This window comes from Novosphingobium sp. BL-S-32, from assembly GCF_056857055.1.
This window is the reverse complement of the sequence record NZ_CM166477.1, coordinates 247,501-271,560: the sequence shown is the minus strand read 5'-3', so window position 1 is coordinate 271,560 and position 24,060 is coordinate 247,501. Positions and strand designations below refer to the sequence as shown.

General features: G+C 66.1%; 15 protein-coding genes (1 of these 15 only partly in view). 4 read left to right on the top strand and 11 right to left on the bottom strand.

The features are described from left to right. Positions 1-2 precede the first annotated feature (2 nt). The gene (locus AC1VVK_RS18110; RefSeq protein ID WP_482906735.1) at positions 3-1,142 is read right to left on the bottom strand and encodes a dipeptidase; all 1,140 of its coding nucleotides are present in this window, start codon (positions 1,140-1,142) and stop codon (positions 3-5) included. Beyond that, positions 1,132-2,502 (bottom strand): amidohydrolase family protein, encoded by a 1,371-nt coding sequence (locus AC1VVK_RS18105; RefSeq protein WP_482906183.1) that lies wholly within the window; start codon positions 2,500-2,502, stop codon positions 1,132-1,134. Before AC1VVK_RS18105 ends, AC1VVK_RS18110 begins: the two co-directional genes overlap by 11 nt. A 163-nt stretch (positions 2,503-2,665) precedes the next feature. Here AC1VVK_RS18105 and AC1VVK_RS18100 point away from each other — a divergent pair, with 163 nt between their 5' ends. Together AC1VVK_RS18100 and AC1VVK_RS18095 are read left to right on the top strand one after the other, a co-directional pair. Beyond that, positions 2,666-4,201, top strand: a complete 1,536-nt coding sequence (locus AC1VVK_RS18100) for a bifunctional aminoglycoside phosphotransferase/ATP-binding protein (protein WP_482906182.1) — start codon at positions 2,666-2,668, stop codon at positions 4,199-4,201. Positions 4,202-4,320: 119 nt separating this feature from the next. Beyond that, positions 4,321-5,103 (top strand): IclR family transcriptional regulator, encoded by a 783-nt coding sequence (locus AC1VVK_RS18095; RefSeq protein WP_482906181.1) that lies wholly within the window; start codon positions 4,321-4,323, stop codon positions 5,101-5,103. Between the two features lie 185 nt (positions 5,104-5,288). Here AC1VVK_RS18095 and AC1VVK_RS18090 read toward each other — a convergent pair whose 3' ends face one another. The 8 genes from AC1VVK_RS18090 to AC1VVK_RS18055 form a co-directional block, all read right to left on the bottom strand. Beyond that, a complete protein-coding gene (locus AC1VVK_RS18090) occupies positions 5,289-6,848 on the bottom strand; it encodes an MFS transporter (RefSeq protein WP_482906180.1) in 1,560 nt (519 codons plus the stop codon). A 70-nt stretch (positions 6,849-6,918) separates the two neighbouring features. Beyond that, a complete protein-coding gene (locus AC1VVK_RS18085) occupies positions 6,919-9,378 on the bottom strand; it encodes a glycosyl hydrolase 115 family protein (RefSeq protein WP_482906179.1) in 2,460 nt (819 codons plus the stop codon). A 2-nt stretch (positions 9,379-9,380) separates the two neighbouring features. After that, entirely contained in the window at positions 9,381-10,496 is a 1,116-nt protein-coding gene (bglB, locus tag AC1VVK_RS18080; RefSeq protein ID WP_482906178.1) for a beta-galactosidase BglB, read from the bottom strand. 44 nt (positions 10,497-10,540) lie between these two features. Next, positions 10,541-11,764, bottom strand: a complete 1,224-nt coding sequence (locus AC1VVK_RS18075) for a glycosyl hydrolase 53 family protein (RefSeq protein WP_482906177.1) — start codon at positions 11,762-11,764, stop codon at positions 10,541-10,543. Then, entirely contained in the window at positions 11,761-14,775 is a 3,015-nt protein-coding gene (locus AC1VVK_RS18070; protein ID WP_482906176.1) for a glycoside hydrolase family 35 protein, read from the bottom strand. Before AC1VVK_RS18070 ends, AC1VVK_RS18075 begins: the two co-directional genes overlap by 4 nt. A gap of 5 nt (positions 14,776-14,780) precedes the next feature. Further along, the gene (locus tag AC1VVK_RS18065; protein ID WP_482906734.1) at positions 14,781-15,074 is read right to left on the bottom strand and encodes an L-rhamnose mutarotase; all 294 of its coding nucleotides are present in this window, start codon (positions 15,072-15,074) and stop codon (positions 14,781-14,783) included. A gap of 109 nt (positions 15,075-15,183) precedes the next feature. Then, positions 15,184-16,716 carry a rhamnogalacturonidase gene (locus AC1VVK_RS18060; protein ID WP_482906733.1) on the bottom strand — a complete coding sequence of 511 codons (1,533 nt, stop codon included), beginning with the start codon at positions 16,714-16,716 and terminating at the stop codon, positions 15,184-15,186. A 10-nt stretch (positions 16,717-16,726) separates the two neighbouring features. Continuing rightward, entirely contained in the window at positions 16,727-17,953 is a 1,227-nt protein-coding gene (locus AC1VVK_RS18055; RefSeq protein ID WP_482906175.1) for a rhamnogalacturonan acetylesterase, read from the bottom strand. Between the two features lie 265 nt (positions 17,954-18,218). On the opposite strand from AC1VVK_RS18055, the gene AC1VVK_RS18050 reads away from it, so the two are divergent. Further along, the gene (locus tag AC1VVK_RS18050) at positions 18,219-21,209 is read left to right on the top strand and encodes a TonB-dependent receptor (protein ID WP_482906174.1); all 2,991 of its coding nucleotides are present in this window, start codon (positions 18,219-18,221) and stop codon (positions 21,207-21,209) included. Positions 21,210-21,282: 73 nt separating this feature from the next. Here the strand turns inward: AC1VVK_RS18050 and AC1VVK_RS18045 are convergent, their stop codons facing one another. Next, positions 21,283-22,275, bottom strand: a complete 993-nt coding sequence (locus tag AC1VVK_RS18045) for a glycoside hydrolase family 43 protein (RefSeq protein WP_482906173.1) — start codon at positions 22,273-22,275, stop codon at positions 21,283-21,285. A gap of 499 nt (positions 22,276-22,774) precedes the next feature. On the opposite strand from AC1VVK_RS18045, the gene AC1VVK_RS18040 reads away from it, so the two are divergent. Further along, positions 22,775-24,060 carry the 5' portion of an alpha-N-arabinofuranosidase gene (locus tag AC1VVK_RS18040; RefSeq protein ID WP_482906172.1) on the top strand. Its footprint extends 49 nt past the window's final position, so the window shows 1,286 of its 1,335 coding nt (coding positions 1-1,286); the start codon lies at positions 22,775-22,777; its stop codon lies beyond the right edge, outside the window.

The window sequence follows — 24,060 nt, the reverse complement described above, 5'->3', positions numbered from 1 at the left end:
GGTCACGCGCCCCAGATGGTTTCGGCGTAGCGCAGGAAATTCAGGCCGAGGATCTTGTCGATCCGCGCCTGCGAATAGCCCTTCGCCTCCAGCATCCGCGCGAGTTTGCGGAACTGGTCGGGGCCGCGCAAGTCGACCACGAAGGGGTAGGTGTCAGGCCGTTCGCCTGCCGCGCTGATCCCGGCGGCGCGGCGCTCGGCGATCTCCTTGGCGAGTGCGGCGCGATAGGCGACGAGATCGTCGATCTGCGTCACCGTGCCGTCGGTGCCGATGCCCACGTGGTCCTCGCCGCACAGGTTCACGGCATAGTCGATGTGGCGCACCACGTCCTCGGCCGTCGCATGGCCGGAGAGGTTGAGGAACGGCATCGAGTAGATCCCCACGAACCCGCCCCTTTCGGCCACCAGCCGCAGTTCCGCGTCGGTCTTGTTGCGCGGCAGGTTGGTGACGGAGCGGCAGCCCGTGTGGTTGATCGAGATCGGTGCCTTGGAAATACGCGCCGCCTCCAGGCAGGTCTGCTCGCCGCTGTGCGACAGGTCGACCATGACTTTCGCCGCGTTCAGCCGCTCGACCACTTCGCGGCCGAAGGGCGTGAGCCCCCGGTTTTCCGGGGCCATCGAGCCATCGCCAAGCTGGTTGGCCGGGTTGTAGGTGAGCTGGATCACCTTGACGCCAAGGTTCGCGAAGATGTCCACGCGCGAGGCATCATTGCCCATCATCGCGCCGTTCTGGAAGCCGTAGATGACCCCCACTTTGCCTTCCGCCTTGGCCTTGCGGATATCGGCGGCGGTCAGGATTTTCAGCAGGCGGTCGGGATGGGCACGCATGGCCGCATCGGTTTCGGCAACAGAGCGCACGCTGAATTCGAACGGGTCCTGCGGGCCCGAAACGTACCCGAGCGTGACATTGACGGCCGTAAGCCCCGAAGCGCGCGCCTCTTCCAGCACGCGCGGGCTGAACAGGACCGCGTCGCCGCCTTCCGGACTGTTCGGGTCACCCAGACCACCCAGCGCGTTGATGACGATGCGCCCCGAAACAGGATCGCTTGCCCCCACGGCGGCCGCCATGGCACGCGGGCCCAGCGCGGCACCGGCCATCGCGACCGAGCCCCCTGCGATCAATGCGCGCCGATCAATCTTCATCGTCATTCCCCATTTCCTCGACCGTCACCGGCCGGTAGTCGGCGCGGGCGAATTCCTTGCCGCGCTTCACTGTCATGGCGATGCTGCGCACATTGCCGATGTCCTTCACGGGATCGGCGGCGAGCACCACGAAATTGGCAAGCTTGCCCGCCGCGATGGAGCCGGTGTCCTTCGCCTGCCCGGCCGCTTCGGCGCCGACCAGCGTGGCGGCATGGATCACCTCCAGCGGCGGCATGCCGACATCGTGGGCAAGAAAGTCCAGCTCGTCATAGAGTGCGGGCCAGGGGCTGGCGACATCGGCCTCGAAATCCGTGCCTGCCGAAACCGGCACTCCGGCCTTCCATGCCTGCCGCACCAGCCGCGCGGTTGTCGCGCCGGTGCAGCGCAGCGGGCGGATTTCCGGGTGCGTCTTGCGCAGCTTGTCGTAGCGCACGAAAAGGCTGCCGGTGGCATCTACAATGGTGCCTTTCGCCAGCATTGCCTTGTAGAGCCCGGCGATCACTGGATCGTCGCCCGTCTTCGCCAGCAGGCTCTCGTTGACCGGGGTGTGATCCTCGTAGGAAGCGAGCATGACCGGCTCGACCTGATAGGCGAGATAACAGGCGTGGCTGACGACATCGACGCCCGCCGCGATCACGTCCGCCGGGCGCGTCGGGAAGACCGCGCTGTGCGCCCAGACCAGCATGCCCTGCCGGTGCGCCTCGGCGGTTAGCTTGGCGATGAGGTCGGCCGGCAGGTCGGCATAGATCTTGATCGCGGCAGCGCCAGTGCCGCGCGCCAGCGTGATCGCCGGGGGAATGTCGGTGCTCTCGTCGATCGCCTGCGCCCAGGGGGCGGTGCCCGCCTTGTAGCCCATGCTGACCGCGCCGATGCGCGGGTCGTTGAAGAACGGCGGTCCGGCGGTGACGGCGGCGGCGCGGATGTCGGGCCCCGGGATTTCGCTGACCAGCGTCTGGCGGGACAGTTCGCTGACCGAGCGCAAGTCGTCCGCCATATCGCGGACCGTGGTGACGCCGCCGTAGAGCAGGCGCCGCAGCATCGCCTGCGCCCGCTTTGGGTTGGGCGGGGTGGCCATGTGGACATGCGTGTCGATCAGACCGGGGATCACCCAGCGCCCTGCGAGGTCGACGCTGCGCGCCTGTCCGGCGGGCAGCGAGCCATGCGGCCCTACCGCGACGATGCGCTCGCCCTCGACGAGAATGTCCTGACCGGCGCGGGCCGGGGCGCCGGTCCCGTCGATCACGGTTGCGCCCGAATAGAGCACCCGCTGCGGCGGTGCTTCGGCGGCTTTGGCACCGGCAGTTACAGCAAGGGCGGCCAGCCCGGCGAGGAGCGTGAATTTACGGAAACGTGCGACCATCCGCCGTCGCTAGGACAGGTTTGGCCGCCTTCGCAAGCGCCTCGCCGCAAGCGAGTGGGAAAATTCGAAAGTTTTTGCGCAGCGGCAGGCGGCCCGAGATTTCTCGACCGCCGCGCGCGGTTCGGCTAGGCCGATGCAGGCCGCAACCGGAGACGAACGAGGCATGCGCGATTGCGACGATCAGGCCGAGACAACCGCCTTCCTTTCGCAAGCCGGTAGCTACGGCCTCGACACGCCCGTCGAGCGGATCGATACCCACGCCGCCCTGATCTTCCTCGCCGGTGAGCGCGTCTACAAACTCAAGCGCGCGGTGCGCTTTCCCTATCTCGATTTCTCCACTCTCGCGCAGCGCCGCAAGGTCTGCGAGGCCGAACTCGCACTCAACCGCCGCACCGCGCCGGACCTCTATCTCGCGGTCGAGCCGGTGGGCCGTCTGCCGGACGGTTCGCTTGCAATCGGGCAGGGCGAGCCGGTCGATTGGCTGGTGGTCATGCGCCGCTTCGCGCCTGAATGCCTGCTCGATACGGTGGCGCATCAAGGCCCGCTCGATCCGCTCCTGATCCGCGAACTGGCCGATGCCATTGCCGCGTTCCACCAGAGCGCGGAAATCGTGATCGGGCCGGGCGCCGCACGGGTGCGCTCGGTAATCGAAGGTAACCGCACGAGCATGGCCGCTCTTCCCGATGGCCTGCTGCCTGCGGAGACCTGCGACGACCTCTGCCGCCGCAGCCTTGCCGACCTGGACCGGATCGCGCCCTTGCTGGACCGCCGGGCCATGGACGGCCACGTAAGACACTGCCACGGCGACTTGCATCTTGCGAATATCTGCCTGTGGAACGGACGGCCGACGCCGTTCGATTGCCTTGAATTCGATCCCGAACTGGCGACATCGGACGTGCTCTACGATCTCGCCTTCGTACTCATGGACCTGTGGCGCCGCGGCCTGCACGGCGAGGCGTCGCTGCTGTTCAATCGCTATTGCGACATGTCCGGCGAAAGCGAGGGCCTGGAAACACTGCCGCTGTTCCTGTCGATGCGCGCGGCGGTCCGCGCCCATGTCAGCGCGAGCATGGCCGCGCGTCAGACCGACCCCGCAGCGGGCGAACGGCGGCGCGTTGCCGCGCGCGGATATCTGTCGGCGGCGCTCACTTTTCTCGACCGGCCGGTGCCGCGCCTCGTCGCGGTCGGCGGGCTGAGCGGCACCGGCAAATCGACGCTCGCGGGCGGGCTGGCCCCGCATGTCGGAAGCGCGCCCGGCGCGCGGTGGCTGCGGACCGACGTGCTGCGCAAGCGCATGGCCGGCGTGCCGCCGGAAACGCGGCTGCCGCCTTCCGCCTACACGCGCGAGCAGAGCCGCGAGGTCTATGCCCGGCTGATGACGCAAGTGCAGGCGGCCCTGTGGGCGGGCCGCAGTGTGATCGTCGATGGCGTTCTGGCCGATCCGTCCGAGCGCGATGCTCTGGCGGAGGTGGCGCGCGCTTGCGAAGTCCCTTTCACCGGTCTGTGGCTGGAAGCGCCGGGCGATGTCCTGCGCGCCCGCGTCGATGCGCGCCGGGGCGATGCTTCGGATGCCGACGCCGGTGTCGTCGACCGTCAGCTCGGCTATTCGCTGGGCGATCTTGGCGGATGGGCGCGGATCGCGGCGCAGGGCGAGCCTGACGATGTGCTAGCCAGGGCGCTCGACATACTCTCCGCGTGATGGATTGGCGCCGACGCGCTTCATGCAATTGAGTTGACCTTGCCCGTGCAGGGTATAGATCGGTGGGACAGGTGGACATGCGTCCCTATAAGTGGACCGCAACAGCGAGATTCTGACCAATGGCGACACTGCGCGAGGACAAGCCCGATGTCGAAGTGAAGGGCACGCAGACATTGATGCGTGCACTCGACATCATGGACGAAGTGATCGACGGCCCCATCCGCGCGGCGGATCTCGCACGCAAGCTGGACATGAGCAAGACCACCGCGCACCGCCTTGCGCAGGCGCTTCGCTCGCGCGGCTATCTTTCGGTCACGAACGACGGGTTCGGACTGGGGCCCAAGCTGCTCGAACTGGGCGTGATGGCTACCGAACAGATCGACTTCGTGCGCGTCGCCCGTCCGTTCATGGAAAAGCTGTCAGACGAGACCGGCTTTTGCGTCTTCGTCGGCAAGCGCGAAGGCAACTGGTCGCGCCACCTTGACCGCGTGACCGGCCGCCAGCGTCTGCGCGTGGCGACCGCGCCGGGCGATCGCCGCCCTATCGCCGAAACCGGCCTGGGCAAGGCGCTGCTGCTCGACGAGGACGAGGCGGTCTGGGAAGACCTCTACCGCGAGGCCAATGGCGGCAAGGTTCCGGCCAAGGCGATGAAGGAATACATCGCGCTGATGCGCGAGCACAAGGCGCGCGGCTATGTGCTGCATGACAGCGAACTGGGCGACGGTGTGCGGTCCATCGCGGTGCCGATCCGCGATGCGCGCCGCCAGATCTGCATCGCCATCTCCATCGCGAGTGCCGCGCATTATCTGACCGACGATATCGTGCCTGAGCTTGTTGCCGCGATCGTGGCGGCGGCTGGCCGCATCGGCGAGGCCGTCGGCTACCGCGCGCCGAGGCGGTGAGGGAGGCGCGTGCGGGGTGCAGGGCGCCGGATAAGGCAACCATGACATCTCAATTCCGCTCAGGCTGAGCTTGTCGAAGCCCCCTGCGGGCGTGGCGCGAGGCCTCGCATCCTTCGACAGGCTCAGGATGAGCGGAGTGGGTGGAAGTGGCGGAGCGCATTCACGCCCCCGCACTTACCACAGGATCAGTTCCCCGCGTTCACCGGCTCGCCGAGATCACCGTTCGCGGTGCCCTGCTCCACCAGCGGGTTGCGACCCCAAAGCTGGTCGTAGCGCCAGCCCGAAAGGTCTTCCACCACCGCCTGAGCCTCGGGGCTGGTGGGCGTGCGGGCGCCGCTGCGCAAGTGCTCGATCTCGGTCATGAGCACCGCGTGGGTGGCGGGCGAGAGGCGGAAGCGCATCGAGACGGCAACGCCGAACACCAGCATGCCCACGGTGCCGAGGCCCAGCAGCAATGCGATGGTGTGAATGGCGCCGTCGCTCTGCCGCGCCGCGCCAGAGACGAAGCCGCCCGCCTGCATCACGAAGCCCACGCCCGCCACGGCCGCCGCCTGCGTGGCCTTGCGCACGAACGTCATCACGCCCGCGAAGCTGCCCTCGCGGCGGCGGCCGGTGACGATCTCGTCCACGTCGGCCATGTAGTTGTAGGTGGCCCAGGGGATGTAGTTGAGCGCGCCGCGTCCGAGGCCTGCGAGAACGATGGGGATCCAGACCATGTGGCTCGTGGCCGTGACGCCGCCGATCCACAAGCCGACCAGCGTGATCGCCCCCGCCGCGAAGCTGGCGGCGGCCATCTGGTAGGCCGTACTGGGCGAGGCGCGCAGGGCCATGTTGATGGCGATCACCACCGCCACGAACTGCACGATATACATCGTGCCGAGCAGGCCCGAGGCAATTGCGGTGGTGCCTGCCATCGCGAAGATCACGAAGAAGATGAAGGCGGCGTTGAAGATATCCTGGCTGATATAGCCGCCGAGGTAGATGCCCAGGTGCAGGCGGAAGGCGCGGATGCGCATGGTGGAAAAGAGATTGCGGTAAAGCGCCTTCAGCGCGTCCACCGGCCCGGCCGCCGTCTTGCGGTGGTCTGCGGGCAGCGGCGTGCCGCCGGGCATGTGGCGCTCCCAGCTGAAAAGATAGAGCAGCCCTGCCGTCACCATGAACAGGCCCGAGAAGATCAGGCCCATGTAGAAGAAGGTATCCGCGCTGTCGCGCCCCAGCGTATTGATCAGCCAGAGCGGCAGGAAGCCCGCGAGGATGGCGGCGGCCTGCCCGAACAGGATGCGCGAACCGGCGAACTTGGCTTTCACGCGGTAGTCGCTGGCCATTTCCGCCGCGAGCGTTTCGAACGGGATGATCTCCATCGCGTAGACCAGCTCGAACAGCACGTAAGTGACGAGGTAGTACCAGAAATGCTGCCCCGGCAGCCACATCAGCGCGAAGCTGGGGAGCAACGGGATCGCGGCGAGAATGAAGAACCGCCGCCGGCCGAACCGGCGGCCCAGCGCGGTGGTGCCGAAGTGGTCGGAGATATAGCCGATCATCGGCGAGGCGAAGGCGTCCAGCACCCGCGCCACCGCGAAGATCGTCGCTGCCTGTGCCGCCGAAAGCCCGCAGAACTGGGTGTAGAAGATCAGCACCCAGCCGGAGATGACCGCCATCGATCCGGCCCCGAGCACGTCGTTGGAGCCATAGGCGAGGTAGTTTCTCAGGCGCACGGGACGCACGGCCGCTTGGCTTTGGGGCACTACAGGATCCTTCACCGTATTGTTCTTTTGCAGGGGCCGCCTTCGTGGGCGGACCGATTGGCGTCTGTTATTATGTCGGAGTAATGGGTTTGTCAGCAGGGACGAAGCGGATCGCCTCGATCATCACGGCGGGGTCGCCGCTTTCGATGGAAACCCTGTGCTGCCCCGCGCCGAGCGCGGCAGAGAGCGGCAGGGAAATGCGGTTGTCGAGCACGGCGCGGGCCCAGTCGCGGTCTCCGGTATGGCGCGGCACGTTCAGCGTCTGCGTGGTACCGTCGACGCGGACAGTCAGCTGCAGCATGTCGCCGTTATCCCAGGGGTAGGCGGGCAGCAGATCGACCACCGCGCGCCAGTTTCCGGCAGGCAGGACGATGGATGCGTTTGTCGGCGCCGAAGGTGCTCCCGCGCCCAGCACCGCGCCGTTGCGGCCGAGGCCGTCGACTAGACGCCAGCCCTTTGCGCGTGCGAATTGCGCGGGCGTCAGCATGGGCAGAACGGGAGCGGCTGGCACGAGCGCGGCATCGCCAACGGCGGGCATTTCGGCGACGGCGGGCACGACGGGCGGCGTCAGACGGAAGCCGCGCCATTGGCCGTCGGCGGGCTCCACAGCCATGATCCCGCGCCACTTGCCGCCCGCGATCTCGCGGTTGTAGCGGCGGGTGAGGGCGGTCAGTTCCGCGTCGGCATCAGCGGCGATCCGTGCGCGGCGCCAGCTTTCCGCAGGGTCCGCATCGCGTAGCGCGTCATGTGCCTCGGCGGCGAAGAAGCGGCGGTTAGCAGCGGCTGAGGCGGAGACCGGATAGTCCAGCAGTTCGAAGAACGCATCGGCCCGGACGGCCGGGATCAGCGGGCGCAGCGCGGCAAGGCGCTGCTCCATCGCCGCGAACCCGGCGAGGCGCGCGTCGGCCTCGGCGATGCTGAGGGGACTGGCATGCGGCTTCTCGCCCGGCAGATACCACTGGAGATGCTCGGGACGGCGCGCGAAGTTGAGGCGGTAGTAATCGCCCAGCACGTCGGCGGCCTGCGCGCCGGTGCCCTGGCCCAAAGCGCGCTCGGCCCATTGGCCCACCCAGGTCCCGATCGGCTGGGTGCGTGTGCCCTCGATATCCCAGGCAAGGCTCAGGAAATAGTCGATGCCGAGTTCGGCGGGCTTGATGTCGCCGACATTGGCGATCCACATCTTGCGTGCGCCCTTGTCCCACGCGCGGCCCATTTCCTCTCGGATCAGTGCAGGCGGCGTGGTCGAAAGCCAGATGTAGGAGAGCGGCGCGCCGAGGTAGGAGAGGTGGTAGTAGACGCCGTTGCCGCCGCCGCGCGCCCGCTCGGCATCGTCGGGAAAGTGGCGCAGATAGCCGAAGTTGTCGTCCGTCCACATCAGCGTCACGTCGCCCGGCACCTTCAGCCCGGCGCGGTAGATGTCGAGCACTTCCTTGTAGGGCGTGAAGACTTGCGGCGCGCCGGCAATCCCGGCCTCGTCCAGCATCTGGCGCTGGTCGGCGAAGACCTGTTCCAGCGCGGCGCGGCGTTCCTCGTCGGTCTTCGGGCCGATCATGCCGCTATCATGGATACCGCGCAGGCCGAGCGTCCAGATCGTCTCGTAGGCAGCATTGCTGCGGACCCGCTGGCGCCAGTAATCGCGGATGGCATCGCGGTTGGTCAGGTAGTTGAAGTCGTCCGCCTTGCCCGTCCATTCGCCCACATTGTTGCGCAGCATCGGTTCGGCATGGCTGGTGCCCATGACCACGCCGTAGCGCTCGGCCAGCGCAGCATTGGCGGGATCGGCGTTGAAGGCGCGGCTGGCTTTGTGCATCGCGGGCCAGAGCGTGTTGGCGCGCAGCCGCAGCAGCAGATCGAAGACTTTCGCATAGGTCTTCGGCCCCGGTGCGGGTTCGTTCGGGGCGAAAGTACCCTGCGCCCAGGGCACGAGGCCCCAGTCCTCATCGTTGATGAAGATCCCGCGATACTGCACCGAAGGCGGCCCGAAGCGCCGCGTTCCGGCGGAGACGTAGAGCGCGTCGTGATGTTCGGGCGGAACGTCCGCCCACCAGTGCCACGGCGAGACGCCGATGGCGCGCGAGAGTTCGTAAGCCCCGTAGGCCGTCCCGCGCCGGTCGCTGCCGATCACCACCAGCGCCTGCTTCACGCCGGGCGCTGGGTTCGGCACGGCGGCGATGACGAAGCTTTCCCATGCGCCGCGCAGCTTGGCAGCATCGATCCGGCCCGCCGCGACAAGCCGGTCGATGCCCGGGTTGCGGCCCAAAGTGCCGATCCAGACCTCAGTGCCCGATGCCGCTTTGACGCCGGTGACGGCGGTCAGGTCACCGCGCAAGTCCTCGGCGGCGATGCGGACCACGTCGTAGTCTTCCGGCGCCGTGACGACTTGCGCGACCCGGCCGTCCTTCGCGAGAGCAAAATCCCCGCGCGCAGGCTCGAAATGCACCCAGTCCTCATGAGGCGGCGTGGCGGCCGCCTGCGCCGGACCGGCGAGCGCGAAGCCCGCCGCCAGCAACAGGGAAGCCGCCCCGCGCATCGTCAGATATAGGTCCGCAGGAACTCGGCCAGCGCGCAGATGGCAAGGCTCTGTCCATAAGGCATCGAGGTGAGCGCGATGTCTTTGTAGAACTGGAGCGTGTCGCCCATCGCCGTGCCGAAGCTGACCTGCTGAAGCTCGCCCGTCTCGTCGATATTGGCGAGCACGCCGCGCACCGCCTTGATGCCCACAGCTTCGTATTCGCGGGGCAGGTAGCCCTTGCGCACGGCCTTCAGGATGCCATAGGCGAAGCCCGCCGTTGCGGAGGCTTCAAGGTAGCTCGTCGGATCGTCGATCAGCGTGTGCCACAGGCCGGTTTCCGCGTCCTGCGCACCAGCCAGCGTGCGGACCTGCGCGGCCAGCGCATCGATCAGGAATGTGCGGAAGGCATCGCCGGGTTCGAGATCGAGCAGGTCGATGATCTCGGGAATGGCGATCGTCACCCAGCAGTTGCCGCGCGCCCAAAGCGCCTCGGCAAAGTTGTGGCGGCCGTTGAAATCCCAGCCGTGGAACCACAGGCCGGTCTTCTTGTCGGCCAGGTACTTGATGTGGATCAGGAACTGGCGCTTGGCTTCTTCGATATAGTGCGGGCGGCCCAGCAGCAGGCCGATCTTGGCCAGCGGCAGCACGCTCATCATCAGCGTGTCGTCCCACAGCTCGCCGGGGTTCTCGTCGTTGTAGACGATGTGCTGGAAGCCGCCTTCCTCGGTCTTGGGCAAGCCATCGGGCGCCATCAGCCACTCGGCCCAGGTGTCCAGATAGGGAATATAGCGCGGATCGCCGTCCAGCTCGTAGAGGTAGGCCAGCGTGATGAAGGGCGCCATCGTGTTGATGTTCTTGGTGGGCGTGCCCTCCGCGAAGCGGTCCTCGAACCACTGGCGGATGATGTCCAGCGCCTTCTCGTCGCCGGTCTGCTCGAAATAGCGCCACATGCCGAACAGGCCGACACCGTGGGTCCATTCCCAGCCGGCCCAGCCCTTGGTGTCGATCACGCGGCCGTCTTCGAGGTGCAGCAGGAATTCGCCGGTCTCGTCCTTGATGTTGACGAGGTTATGCATCAGCAGGTCGATCGCCGCGGTGACCTGCTGGCGGGGGATGTCATGGGTTAGGGCGGCCACTCAAGTTCTCCTGTGGGCGTAGCTGCGGCGGGGCGCGGACCGGGTCATTTCAGGACTCCGTAATCGCGCGCCATTTGGCGATAGAGTTGGAGGAAGGCGGGATCGGCATCGTACCGGCCGCCATGGTTTTCGGATTTCGCTGCGCTGGCGACGGGCCCCGAAGGGGGCGTTGCACCGGGCGCTTCGGCTGCGTTCAGGCCCTGCGACAGCAGATCGGGGCGCGGGCCTTCCCCGGCATTGCGGCCGTCCTTTAGGAAGATCGCTTCCTGATGGCGGGTCGGCTCCCAGATGAAGCTGCCCCACCCGTTCGGACGGGCATGGATCAGGTCATTGAGGTAGCGCTTGCGCGAGGAGTACTCGATCGCGAAGAAACCCTTGTCCGGGTAGCGGCGGCTGAATTCGGTGAACGTCCGCTCCCAGTCGCCCTGCGCCGCCTGCTGGTAGCAGGAGAAGCCGAGCGCATCGAAATCGACGCCGCGCGACATGAGATTGTCGGTCCAGTACTGGACGATCGGCCAGTGGCGGCCGAGGTGATTGTGGAGCGCGATCGGCGTTCCGGGAAGCTGAGCACGGGTGGCGGCGATCCCGGCCTTCAGCAGCGCGGCGAACTGGTCGTAGCCGCCCGCGCCCGGCACGTTCATGTGCACTTTGTCGGTCACCGGATTGCCAGTGGGAATGGTCAGCGGCACGCGGCCATCGGGCCAGAGCATGCCGAAAGTCGTCTCGTTGCCCAGGATCGCCAGATCGGGGGCGACACCGGCGGCTTTCATCGCCGCGAACGTCTCGGCGGTATGGCGATGGACGGCTTCGACCAGCTGGGGGAAGGGCAGGTTCGCCCATGCCGCGGGCTTGTCCTGATGCTGCGGATCGGCCCAGGTGTCCGAATAGTGGAGCGTCACCGAGAGGTGGAAACCGGCGGCCTTGATGCGCCGTGCGAAATCGATGGTGCGGGGCAGGTCGCACCACGGGCCGCCGGGCTTGCCTTTCGAATAGCCGTTCGCGGGATCGACGAAGAGGCGCAGCTTGATCGCGTTGAAACCGGCGTCGCGGAAGATGGCGAGCGGGTCCTTGCGCTTTGCGCCCTCGTAATAGGTCGCGCCTGCCGCTTCGTCCTCGGGGATCCACGAGACGTCCGCGCCAATCAGATAGGGCCATGAGCGTGCACCTGCCTTCGGCGCGGCGCTGGCCATGCCGGGCAGCGCGGCAAGGCAGAGCGCGCCTGCGCTCCCGATGCCCAGCTGGCGGCGGGTGAGCGCGTCCAAGGTCACTTCAGCTGATCCGGGCGGGTGGGCGCAGGGACCATCTGCACGGGGATGCCGCCCCGGACGTTGCGCAGCGTGACGAGCTTTACCGCTTCCAATGCGTCGCCGGGGGCGCCGTCGCTCGTCACTGCAAGGGCGACATGGTTGGTGCCGTGATGGTTGAGAATGCCCTCGGGGATCGGGAAGACCCGCTGCGGGCCGATGTGGGCGACGAATTGGCCCATGTTCCAGCCGTTGACGAAGATCAGCACCCGGTATTTCGCGGGCGAGCGCGGGCTCTCGGTATCACCGAAGGCGAGCGCGATAGTGGCGTCCTGTCCCTTGGGCACGGCGAGATCGAACGCGGTGCGATACCATGTCGTACCGGGCGCGGCGCTGGTCGCGGGAACTTGGGCGGCGGTCCACTGACGGTCGTCGAACAAGGGCAGGTGCCAGCCCATGCGCTCGCCGTAGAGGCCGCCGCTGTTGGCGGGGCCGCGCACGGGATCGGCAAGGTCTTCGCCGCCGCGCTGACCCTGGATCTTCCATGCAATCGGCACGGCAAAGCTGCGCCCGCCGGGCTGCGAGATCGAGGCCGAGATCAGCCCGCGCGCTTCCTTGTGGAAGTCGTCGGAATCGAGGTCCCAGTTGTGGCCGTTGTTGCGGACCATGACTGAAAGGACATGGCTGCCGCCTGCTTGCGCCTCGGGCGGAAGGTCGAGCGTGACAGTGCCCGTGGTGATCGGGCGGGGGAGGCCGCTGGGCGTCTCGGCCTGACCGATGAACTTGCCGTCGAGCCACGCCTGAAGGAGGCCGGAACCGCCCGCGCCGTAGAACAGCGAGACGGTCTTGGCGCTGGGATTGCCCTCGAAACGGCCGCGATACCATACGTCGCCTTCGTGGAAGCCGTAGGCATCCATGGCGAGGTTCGGCTGGCCGTCGGGGCGCTGGGTGATGGTGGTGTTGGGGCGGTTGCCGCCTGCGGCCTGCCATGTGCTGTCATCGAACGCGGGATCGGCTTCGGGCGAGCCCTTGGCCATGCGCCAGCCGGTGAGCGTGGGAAGCGCAATTGGCGCGGGGCCGGGCAGCGGACCTGTGGAGGTGAGGCTGCCGATGGCGCTGGGCTTGACCGCAATGCGCGCGCCGTCCCACGAAAGGGTGCGGAGGCTGCCGGGCGCCCAGACTTCGATCGGACCGGCCGCGCCGGTGTCGCCGGTGAGGGTCAGGGAGCCGCCCCTGAGCGCGGCGCTGCGGACGAGTTCGGGGCCGCGCACCAGAACGGGTCCGGCGGCGGTCTCGGCGCGGGTGTAATGGGTGCCTTCCGCCTCGTCGGCGAGGATCAGCGTGAGGTCTTCGCGCCCGCCTCCCGTCACGCGCAGGACCGTGCGGCCTTGATGCGCGTAGGTGAGTTTCAGGTCACCCTTGGTGTCGTTAAAGGCGCTTTGTGCGGAGCCTTCCAAAACCTCGACTTTCGGGGCGGAGGCATAGCGCAGAACGGTCTCGCCGGGCTCGCCCGCGCGGCCATAGAGCAGCAGGAGGTCGCTGGTTCCGGCCTTCGAAACCGATTGCAGTTCCGAGGTCGAATAGACCAGCCGCTGACCGCCGAGATTTACGCCCGCGACCAGCCACTTAGCGTCGAAGCCATTGAGCTGCATCGGGAAACTGTAGCGCCCGTCCGGCAGCATGGCGGTCACGGTGAAGGCCGCGCTACCCTGTCCGTTCGACGGCTTGTGCGTCACCAGCAGGAAGCGCGCGCCGGTCTCCGGGCTCTTGTTGTGGTAGACTTGGATGTCGGGTGAGGAAACATCGACCGCCCCCGCCGGGACCATGCCCGCAAGATCGGGCACTGAGGCGATCAGTCCGCCAAGCTGCTTCATCTCCAGCGCTTTTTCGCGCAAGTTCCGCGCCTCGGAGATGGCGGCGCCGTAGTCGTAGCTGGTGAACACCACCGGGGCGGGCAGCCAGCCCCAGCTGGTGCCGCCATAAGTCATGTAGAAGCTCTGGATGCCGATGCCGTTGGCCAGATTGGTGCCGTAGAACACCCGCTGGAACCGTTTGCCGCGTTGGACCGCGTTGCACTCGTAACCGCCGTTCGAGCCCCAGTAATCGAACCAGCCTCCGCCGAATTCGGCAAGGAAACCGGGTGTTTTCGGTGAGGCAGAGGCACCGCCCTTGGCGCCGCCGGGGCCGTAGAAGCCCCAGTCGGGCGCGGCCACGCCGCGCGTCGGCTTGCCGTCCACGGTGCAGGTGCCGCCGGGGTAGCCGTCAAAGGCGTACATGTCATTGGGGCCGTGGACGACCTTGTCCACCAGCGATCCCTCCGGCACCCAGTAGCCGTTGCGGCCCTGATCGTTGTGGAAGATCGGCACGGTAATGCCGTCGGCGCGCGCCTTGGCGTAGAGGTGATCCATGTAGCGGCGCTGGGCGGGCGTGGTCAGCGCCAGTTCGTTCTCGATCTGGTGGAGGATCACCGATCCCTTATGCCCTTTGCCGTCGCCGTTGATCTGGTGGCGGGCAATGATCGCGTTGATCTGCGTCAGCCACTCATCGGCGGCGGCCATGTATTCGGGATCGTCGGTCCGGGCGCGCGCCTTCTGGTTGACCAGCCAACCGGGGAATCCGCCGCGCGACAGTTCTGCGTTTACGTAAGGCCCGGCGCGGGTGATGACCCAGAGGCCCTCTTCATCCGCCATCGTCAGCAGCCGGTCGAGATCGCGGATGCCGCTGAAATCGTAGACGCCCTGCTTGGGCGAGTGGTAGCCCCAATCGAAATAGAGCGCGACGGTGTTGAACCCGCTCGCCTTCATCTTTTGGAGCACGTCGCGCCACAAGTCCGGGCTGGGCAGGCGGAACGGGTGGAACTCGCCCGACCAGATCACCTGCCGCTTGCCGTCGATCATCAGCGAGCGCGCGTCGAACCAGACGCGGCCGAATTTCTGGACCGGCGCCGAAAGATCGGCCGTGGGCTTCGCCTCCTGCGCGATCGCGGGAAGCGGGACAGCCGTCAGCAGCAGGGCGGTGAGCAGCGCGCGTTTCATGTCGCTCAGTCCATGTGGAACATGAGCGGGAGCGGCCATTCCTTCGGCCGATTGTCGGGTTCCACTTCCATCAGCGGGGCCATATGGTCCCACCAGCGGCGCATCACCGGGTGATCGGGCAGGGTATCGCGGGTATTGCCGGGCGCGGCGCGCAGCACGGCGAAGAGCGCCAGGCTCTCCTCGTCGAGGAAGATCGAATAGTCGTAAATCCCCGCTTCGGTCAGCAGGGCGGAGAGTTCGGGCCAGATCGCGTCATGGCGGCGGCGATATTCCGCAACCGTGCCGGGCTTCAATTGCATCCTGAAGGCGTGGATCGACCCCGTCCCGGTATCCGGCACCCCTATTCTCCCGTTGTTCCATTATGTGGATATCAATACCGATATTTGGTAACCGATCCACAAGCCTCGGTCAATCGTCATTTGGCCGGAGCGGCGTGCGCGAAAAGCGCGGAAATTCGACGTTTTCGAGATGGATGGGCGGTCGCGCCTCGTTTGCCAGTGTTTCGGCGCTGAACCGATCCACGGAAAGCTGTTCCACATGGCGGGCCCAGAGCGCCCATGCCGGAAGCACGCCGAACATGCTGGGTTCCGGGTAGGCATTCGCGTGATCGGGCACGGCGCGCGCGGCATCTTCGGCGGTTCCGCCCGCCATTCCGCGCGCCCCATAGACGAGATGGACATCGCGCAGGACAATCGATTCGATCGGCCGCTCGGCCAGGCCTGCGAAAGCGACAGGGAAGCGCGGATCGATTCCCCGCGCGTCGATCTCCGAAAAGACCACGCGGCGCACCGCGCCGATTCCAGTCCCCTCCGGCCCGCGCCTGCGGTCGCCGAGGCGCACGAACAGCGGCGCGGTGGTGACGTCGCGCAGGACGAGGCGGCTGGCGACGACGTTTTCCATGACGCCGCCGTCCACCGTCTCCAGCGCGAGGCCCCGGCAATGGGTGAAGGTGCAATCCTGCACCACGACATTGCGGTAGCCGCCATTGCTTTCGGTGCCGAGCTTGATGCGGCCGGTCACGCGGTCGCGATCCGGCGCGAATAGCTGCGTCTTGCGCCGGGTCCCGTCGATCAGCGTGCCCAGATCGTAGCCCGAGACTGCGCAGTCGCGGATCATCACGTTTTCGGCCGCGATGGGCTCGCCCAGCGCAAGGCTGGACTTGAGCACGATGCCATCGTCGTTCGGCGAATTGACCTTGCAGCCGCGCACCAAAGTATCGCGCACGCTGTCGAGGTCGATGCCGTCGCGGTCGGTGTCGATGGTCAGGTTCTCGATCAGCAGCGCGCTGGTGCCGGTGGCGAGAATGGCAAAGTGCCCGCCCTTGAGAATGGAGAAGCCGGATAGGCGGATATTGCGGCCACGCTTCAGCGCGATGGCCTTGTTGCCGAGGCCCTGCATCGCCGCCACGGCGGGTTCGAGATCGGCGATCTGCCGCTCGCTCATGCCCTGCATCGAAAGCGGACGCTCGCCGGTCTGCGCCTTCCAGCGCGCGCCGGGGCCATCGCGCGTGAGGCCAAGGCCGTGGATCAGACCGGGGCCCTCGATGCTCACGTCTTCAAGGTCCTCTCCCCAGATCAGGCTGTTGCGCCAGTGGCTATGACCGAAGTCCTGATAGAGGCCGGGGGCGGGCTCGGGCAGGTCGTAGCTGCCGCCGTGGAGCGCCGGATCAGCCGCGACGATCACCGCGCCGCGATCGAACACCAGCCTGATCCGGCTCTGGAGGCGGATCGAGAAGCAGAGATAGCGACCGGCTGGAACCACCACCGTACCGCCGACGCGCGCGGCTTCGGCAATCGCGGCGTTGAAGGCCGGGCTGTCGATCGCCGCGCCGTCGCCCTTTGCGCCGAAGTGGCGGACATCGAAACGGCCCTCGGCCGCGAGCAGGGATTGCGGCATCAGGGCTCCCGTTAGGCAGAGGCCGGAGAACAGGCGGCGAGGCATGTCCATCCGCTTAGCTCCCTTCCGGCTTGCTTTCTTCGAGCGGAATGCTGGGCGCGATCGGCATTGCATCGGGCAGCGGCGGATGGGCGGGATCGAAGTCCCCAAGCGTGACGTAAGGCGCGAGTTCGGGGATCTTTTCGCGCACCTGCCGGGCGATGGCGGCGGCGAAGAGCCAGGCGCCGTAGTTGCTGTTATGCGTCTTGTCCTTGCCGTCCTCCGCAAAGGCGCGCGGCGAGACTTCGGGGCCGAGCGCCTGCATGATCGCGACGCTGTCGCGGTTGAGGTCGATCAGCGGCACGTTCTCTTCCGCCGCCACCTTGCGGACCGCGGCGGCATAGGCGCCGAGCGTGTCCTTGATCTTGCCCGCCGCGTCGAAATTGCGCCGCTCGGGCGAGGTCACCAGCACGGGATGGACGCCGCGGCGGCGCGCCTCGGCAATGTAGCTGCGTAGGTAAGCCGGATAGGTCAGTTCGGGATCGAGGTAGGTCATCGGCCATTCGGCCTTCTGGTCGTTGTGGCCGAACTGGATGAACAGCCAGTCCCCCGCGCGCACTTGCGTCAGCACCTTGGTAAAGCGCAACTGCGCGATGAAGGACTTGAGCGTCGCACCGGACTTGGCGTGGTTGGCCACGGCGATGTGGTCGTCCAGCATCGCGGGCAGCATCTGGCCCCAGCTGGTGAAAGGCTCGGTGTACTGGTCCGCCACGGTGGAGTCCCCGGCAAGGAACAGGCGCGGCGCCTGCGCGGGCTCGATGTGGATGGCAGACACGCGCGGCTGGCCGAGGAATTCGAACGTCAGCTTGTCATCCCAGCTGAAGCTGGCGAGATCGCGCTCGTCCAGCAGCACCGTCTGGCCGAAGCGCGGCGCGCCTGCGGGCTGAGCGGGAAGGTGGGCATCGCGCACGTCGACAAGAAAGCTGCGGGTAACCGTCTGTCCGCGCCGGGTGGCGACATCGCGCAGAAACAGGCGGCGGCTCTCGGCCTTCACGGTAGTATTCCCGGCGCTGCGCTTGTCTCCCAGTGTCAGCGTCACGCGGTAGATGCCTTCGGGCAGCGCCACCGAATAGAGGAACCCGCCGGAGGGATCGCGGCGCTCCACGCCGTTGCCGCCGGGGCGGAAGGCGGGCATCTGCTCGGGCGTCTTGCCGGCAAGGTCGATCTGGATCGCAGGCACGTCGGAAGCGGCACCGCCGGTGACGGAAGCAAGGGCCAGAGCAAGCGCCGTGGTCAGGGACATGTCGATCCTCTCCAGATCATTTCATCATGGTCCGCATTGGGATTATGTTCCATATGACGGTTTATGATCGCATATATCGGGAGTAGCGAAAGTCAATCCGCACGGGCGGGATCCGGTGCGGCAAGCCGTTCCCGTCATGCGTGGAATTAAGGGGTATGGATCGTTTGGAAGCGATTTTGACTGGAAATGATCGAAAGTGCCATATATGGTAACACGTGATCCCACATAATGGGACTAACAACAGAGCCATATTGGGAGTGAGATAATGGGTAGGGCGACCTCCAAGTCCGTCATGTGCAGCCGCGTATCGGCCCCGGCGCTGGCTCTTGCCGCGCTGATGTCTCTGTCTTCACATGCTTTTGCGCAGGATGCCGCGCCTCAGGATGCAAGTGCGGATCCGGCACCCAGCCCCGAGGACATCATCGTCACCGGCTTCCGCGCCTCGCTCAACGCCGCGCTGGCCGACAAGCGCGACCAGACCGCCGCGATCGACACCATCAAGGCCGAAGACCTCGGCAAGTTCCCCGATTCCAACCTTGCGGAATCGATGCAGCGCATTCCCGGCGTGGCGCTTCAGCGCGGTGACGGCGGCGAGGGCAAGAACATCTCGGTACGCGGCCTTGGCGCCGATTTCACCCGCGTGCGCATCAACGGCATGGAAGCCGCTGCGCAGACCGGCGGCTCGGACATCTACGGCGCGGGCAACAACGGCCGCAGCTTCGACTTCAACGTCTTCCCGACCGAAATCTTCTCGGCGCTGACCGTGCGCAAGACGCCCTCGGCCGATGTCGAGGAAGGCTCGCTGGGCGCGACGGTGGACCTTTCCGCGCCCCGGCCGATGGATCAGGCGCAGGACTTCGTGTTCTCCGCCACCGGGCGCGGTGTGTGGAACGCGCTGTCCAAGAAGGTCGATCCGCGCGCTTCGGCATTGGTCTCCAAGAAGTTCGGGGACAGCGGCTTCGGCATCCTGGGCTCGCTCGCCTACCAGAAGCGCACCACGCGCGAGGTGGGCTATTCGGCGGTGGACATTCTTTCGGCCAACCAGAACGGTCTCGATCCCGATGGAAGCGGCCCCGCACCGGTCATGCCGTTCTGCACGCCGATCGGTTTTCCGATCCAAAGCCCGCCGACCAGCGCCACTACCGGTGCGGATGCGAACAACTGTTCGGCGGGTAACCCGCGCACCAGTACGACGGCGGCGTACAATACGATTTATAACGCTCGCCGTGATGACTTGCCGAATACCCCCGGCAGCGGGGCGTTCTTCCCGCGCATCCCGCGTTACCTGAATTCCGACCAGACCCAGGAGCGTATCGGCGGCACGTTGTCGCTTCAGTACAAGCCGGACGACGATACCGACATCTCGCTCGACTTCCTCTATTCGCGCCTGAACGTCACGCGTGACGACAACTATATCGAGGCGATCTCGTTCGGCCGTTCGGCGTCGAACCAGGGCAATCCGATGATGTCGATCAAGGATGCCCAGCTTTCCGATCTTGGTTCGGTACAATATGCGCTGCTGGACGGCGTGGACGTGCGCTCCGAAGGGCTGCACTCCAAGTATTCCACGACGTTCAAGCAGATGAACTTGAACTTCATGCACCGCTTTACGGATCGGCTGACGATTGACGCCAAGTTCGGCCTCAACCAGTCGGTCTGGAAAGACAAGGTGCGCATGCAATACTTCATGGATGCGCTGGATACCGACAATTTCTCGATCGACTATACCGGCGGCGGGCGTACTCCGGTGCTGGGCTTCGGCTTCGACGTGTCCGATCCGAACAACTTCCTCTACGGCCCGACGCCTGGCGCGGGCATCGTCACCGGCGGGTTCAGCCTGCAAGGAAAGCCCGCCAGCAACACCACCGATGGCGTGCTGGGCGAGTTCAACGCGCACTATGAGGTCTCGGACGCGTTCAAGATCCACGCCGGCGGCCAGTTCCGCTCCAGCGACTTCAAGCAGCGGCTGACCACCTATTACACTGCCGATACGCTGGTGCAGGCGCTGCCCTCGGGCGTCTCGCTGGCGGATATCACCACGCAGATCACGGGGATGGACAAAGTCTGGGGCCATGGCGCTCCGTCGAGCTGGGCAACGCTGGACTGGCAGAAGCTGGCGGACACCTACAACCTGTTCGACGCGCGCACCTGCACCGGCTGCGGCGAAACCAATCCGGGCGTGAAGGAAGAGCAGAGCAGTGCCTACCTGATGGGCACGTTCGACTTCTCGGACGCGGTGGGCTTCGGCCTGCGCGGCGACGTGGGCGTGCGCTACATCCACACCTGGCAGCGTTCGACCGGCTACATCAACCTGTCGGACCCCACTTCGCCCACCGGCCTCACCGGCCAGTTCCGCGCCGTTTCGCGCAGTTACGACGACTGGCTGCCTTCGGCCAACATCGTGTTCGAGCCGGTGAAAGACCTGCTGCTGCGCCTTTCCGCCGCCAAGGTCATGTCGCGCCCGGCACTGACTTCGCTGGCGCCCACGGTGACTATCAATCCCACCACGCGTTCCGGCTCGCTGGGCAATCCATTGCTCGAACCGATCCGCGCCAATACGTTCGACGCGGCGGTGGAATGGTACTTCCGTCCCGGCTCGCTGCTCTCTGCCGCGTTCTTCTACAAGGACATCAAGACGTACGTGCAGAGCGTGAACTCGCTGGTGCCGTTCAGCTCGCTGGGCCTGCCGAACGAACTGCTGATCGGCAGCAACACTACACCGGATGAGCTGTTCAACATCTCCACGCCCACCAATACGCCGGGCGGCCCGCTCAAGGGCGTGGAACTGAACGCGCAGATTCCCTTCAACTTCGTTTCGGGCTTCATCAGCCACTTCGGCGTGCTGGCGAACTACACGCACGTGATGTCGAAGATCAATTACTGCCTCTCCAGCTCGGGCGGCGTCTGCACGGTAACGACGCGCGACGATCTGGTCGGCCTGTCGAAGGATACCGCGTCGGGCACGCTGTACTGGGAGAACGCCAAGTTCTCGATCCGCGGCACGATCAACTATCGCGGGCCGTTCATTCGCGGCATCCCGGCCTCGCCCGGCAGCGATCTCGTCGGCAACCACGCGACCACGTATGTTGATGCCTCGGCCTCGTACAACCTGACGGACAATGTGAAGCTGATCCTCGAAGGCACCAACCTCACCGACGAGCAGAACAGCCTCTACACCGACAGCGAGCGCCAGGACACGCTGTTCCAGACGCGTGTCGGCCGCACGATCTCGGCAGGCGTCAACGTGAAATTCTGATTTCGAAGATCCCGGCGGGGCCCTCCCGCGCCGGCACTGACGGCTCCCGGACCTCCATCCGGGAGCCGCTTTTTCAGGTGTCGCCCATTCCGCCTTCGAGCGCGGCGAGAAGCCTGCGGTCGATCCGCACCAGCGAACCGTGGCGCGCGCCCGGCGGCATGACGAGACGGTCGCTCACATCCTGCCAGTGGATCATGTCGCGCGTGGCCATCGCGCCCCAGCGGCCGTCGCGGTAGACATCGTAATAGCAGATGAGATCGGCGCCGATCCGGGTTGTCATCGGGCCTTCCACCCACGACGGGGTAAACGGCTCACCAAGCGGCGCGAACGGACCTAGCGGGCCGCGCGCGGACGCGTCGCGCAGCCATTTGCGCGGCGGATTGACCGTCTCGTCCTTCACCACCAGCCAGAGACCGCCGTTGGGTGCATGGACGAAGGTGCCGTCGATCACGCTGAAGCCGGGATCGTAGAGCACTTGCGGCGGGGCGAAAGTCTCGAAATCGGCGGTGGTCGTGTACCAGAGCCGGTGATTGTAGCCGCTCTCGGAGGTGCCTGCCGTTTCGGGGAACCGGCCCTCGACCGTGCTCGACCAGAAAATCACCGTGCGCCGCGTGGCCGGGTCGTAGATCGCCTCGGGCGCCCAGCAATTGCGGGTTCCCGGCACCGAGGCCATGACCGGCACCGCGCGCTGCGGCGTCCAGTTCACGAAATCGCGCGTGGTGGCATGGCCGATCGTCACGCCTTCCCACGCTGTGGTCCAGACGCAGTGCCATGGCGCATCGGGCCCTTCGCCGCGCCAGAGGAAAGGATCGCGCAGCAGCTTCTTCTCGCCGACTTCGGGCACGAGGAACGGCTTGCCGCCGCCCCCATCGCCCCCCAACGTGCGGAAGGTGAAACCGTCCTCACTGACGGCCAGTTTCAGCCCGTCCGCCTCGCCCTTACCGGTACTGAAATAGGCGAAGAGCAGCGGACCTTCGGGCTCGGCAGCGCGGACGCGCGCGGTCGCGCAGCCTGCGAGCGCCGCCGCGCCAAGGCAGAGCGAGCGCCGGTCGAATGCAAGGCTCATCGCCGTACCTCCTTCGGCGGCGTGACTTTCATGATGGCGGGGCAGCCGCGGTCCTTCTCCTTGGGTTCCGCGCGGCGCGCTCCACTCGCATCAAAATTCGGCGGCATAATTTTGTTCCGATATATGGAATTCAATTCCTTAATATGATTGACTGGCCGGGTTTCGCAAGCCATCGATACGCCGGCGGTAGAGAGGAGTAGTGAAGGTGCGGATATCCTGGCGAAAGGGAAAACGAACACTCGCATTCATCACTTTAGCCAGTGTTGCGGTTCCGGCCAGCGGGTCCGCTGCCGAAACGGGCAAGGCAGCTGAGCTTCGTTCGCACATTGCCATCTCGGCAACCGCAAGCGGCCCGACGATCGATCCGAACATCTATGGTCAGTTTGTCGAGCACCTCGGGCGCGGTGTGTACGAGGGCATCTGGGTTGGTCCGGATTCTACGATTCCGAATGTTCGCGGTATTCGATCGGATGTTGTCGCTGCGCTTCGCCGCCTCAAGGTGCCGGTCATTCGCTGGCCAGGCGGTTGTTTCGCGGACGGCTATCATTGGCGAGACGGCATCGGTCCGGCCGACAAGAGGCCGCGCGGGCTCAACGCCGCCTGGGGCAAGATGCCCGAAACCAATGCCTTCGGCACGCACGAATTCATGGATTTCCTCGATCAGATCGGCGCCAAACCGTTCGTTTCGGTGAATCTGGGCAGCGGCAGCGTGCGGGAGGCCGATGACTGGCTTCGCTACATGACCGCTCCGCAAGACAGCGCACCGGGGCAGGAGCGCGCAGCCAACGGCCGCGCCTTGCCCTGGGAAGTGCCCTTCATCGGGGTGGGTAACGAGAGCTGGGGCTGCGGCGGCAACATGACTGCCGACACGTATGCAGCGGCGTTCCGGCACTATGCGGCTTTCCTGCGAACCTATTCCGGCGAGCGCGCCAAGCTCATTGCCGTAGGGGCCGACACGGACGATTACGCGTGGACGGACCGTGTGATGGCGCAGGCGATGGTGTGGCGGCCGCACCCGACACCGCTTGGGTTGACGTCGGACAAGCCGTTGATGTGGGGGCTGTCCCTGCACTTCTACACTTTCGCGGGCAATGACTGGCATGCGAAAGGACGGAACGTCGATTTCGACGAAAATGGCTGGGCGGAGGCTCTCGCGCGGGCCGATCTGACTGACGAGATTATCCGCCGCCACGCGGAGATCATGGACCGTTACGATCCCGGCAAGCACGTCGCGCTCGCAGTGGATGAGTGGGGAGGCTGGTTTGAGAGCGAGAAGGATGCGCCTTCGCAGCTCTATCTGGAAAGCACCCTGCGCGATGCGCTGATCGCGGCGAAGAGTCTCAATATCTTCAATCGCCATGCCGACCGGGTGAAAATGGCGAACCTCGCGCAAATGGTGAACGTCATCCAGTCGCTGGTGTTGACGCGCGGGCCCGCGATGGTCGTCACGCCGACTTATCATGTTTTCGACATGTACAAGGTACATCAGGGGGCGCAGGCATTGCCTGCCACGGTCGAGACGCCGGATTACGTCCGGGGCGATGTTCGCCTGCCCAGTATCGACGTGTCGGCGTCCCGCGATGCAAGCGGTAAGCTGCATGTCACCGTCGCCAATCTCGATCCGGCCCGAACGAACCGATTGAGCATCCACCTGGATGGTGGCCCATGGCGCCGGGCAAGCGCGCAGGCGCTCACCGCCGACAGCATCGATGCCCGCATCACCTTCGACAAGGCGGATCCCTTCGTGCCGCGTCCATTGCCGGTGCGCCTGTCGGGCGGCGACGT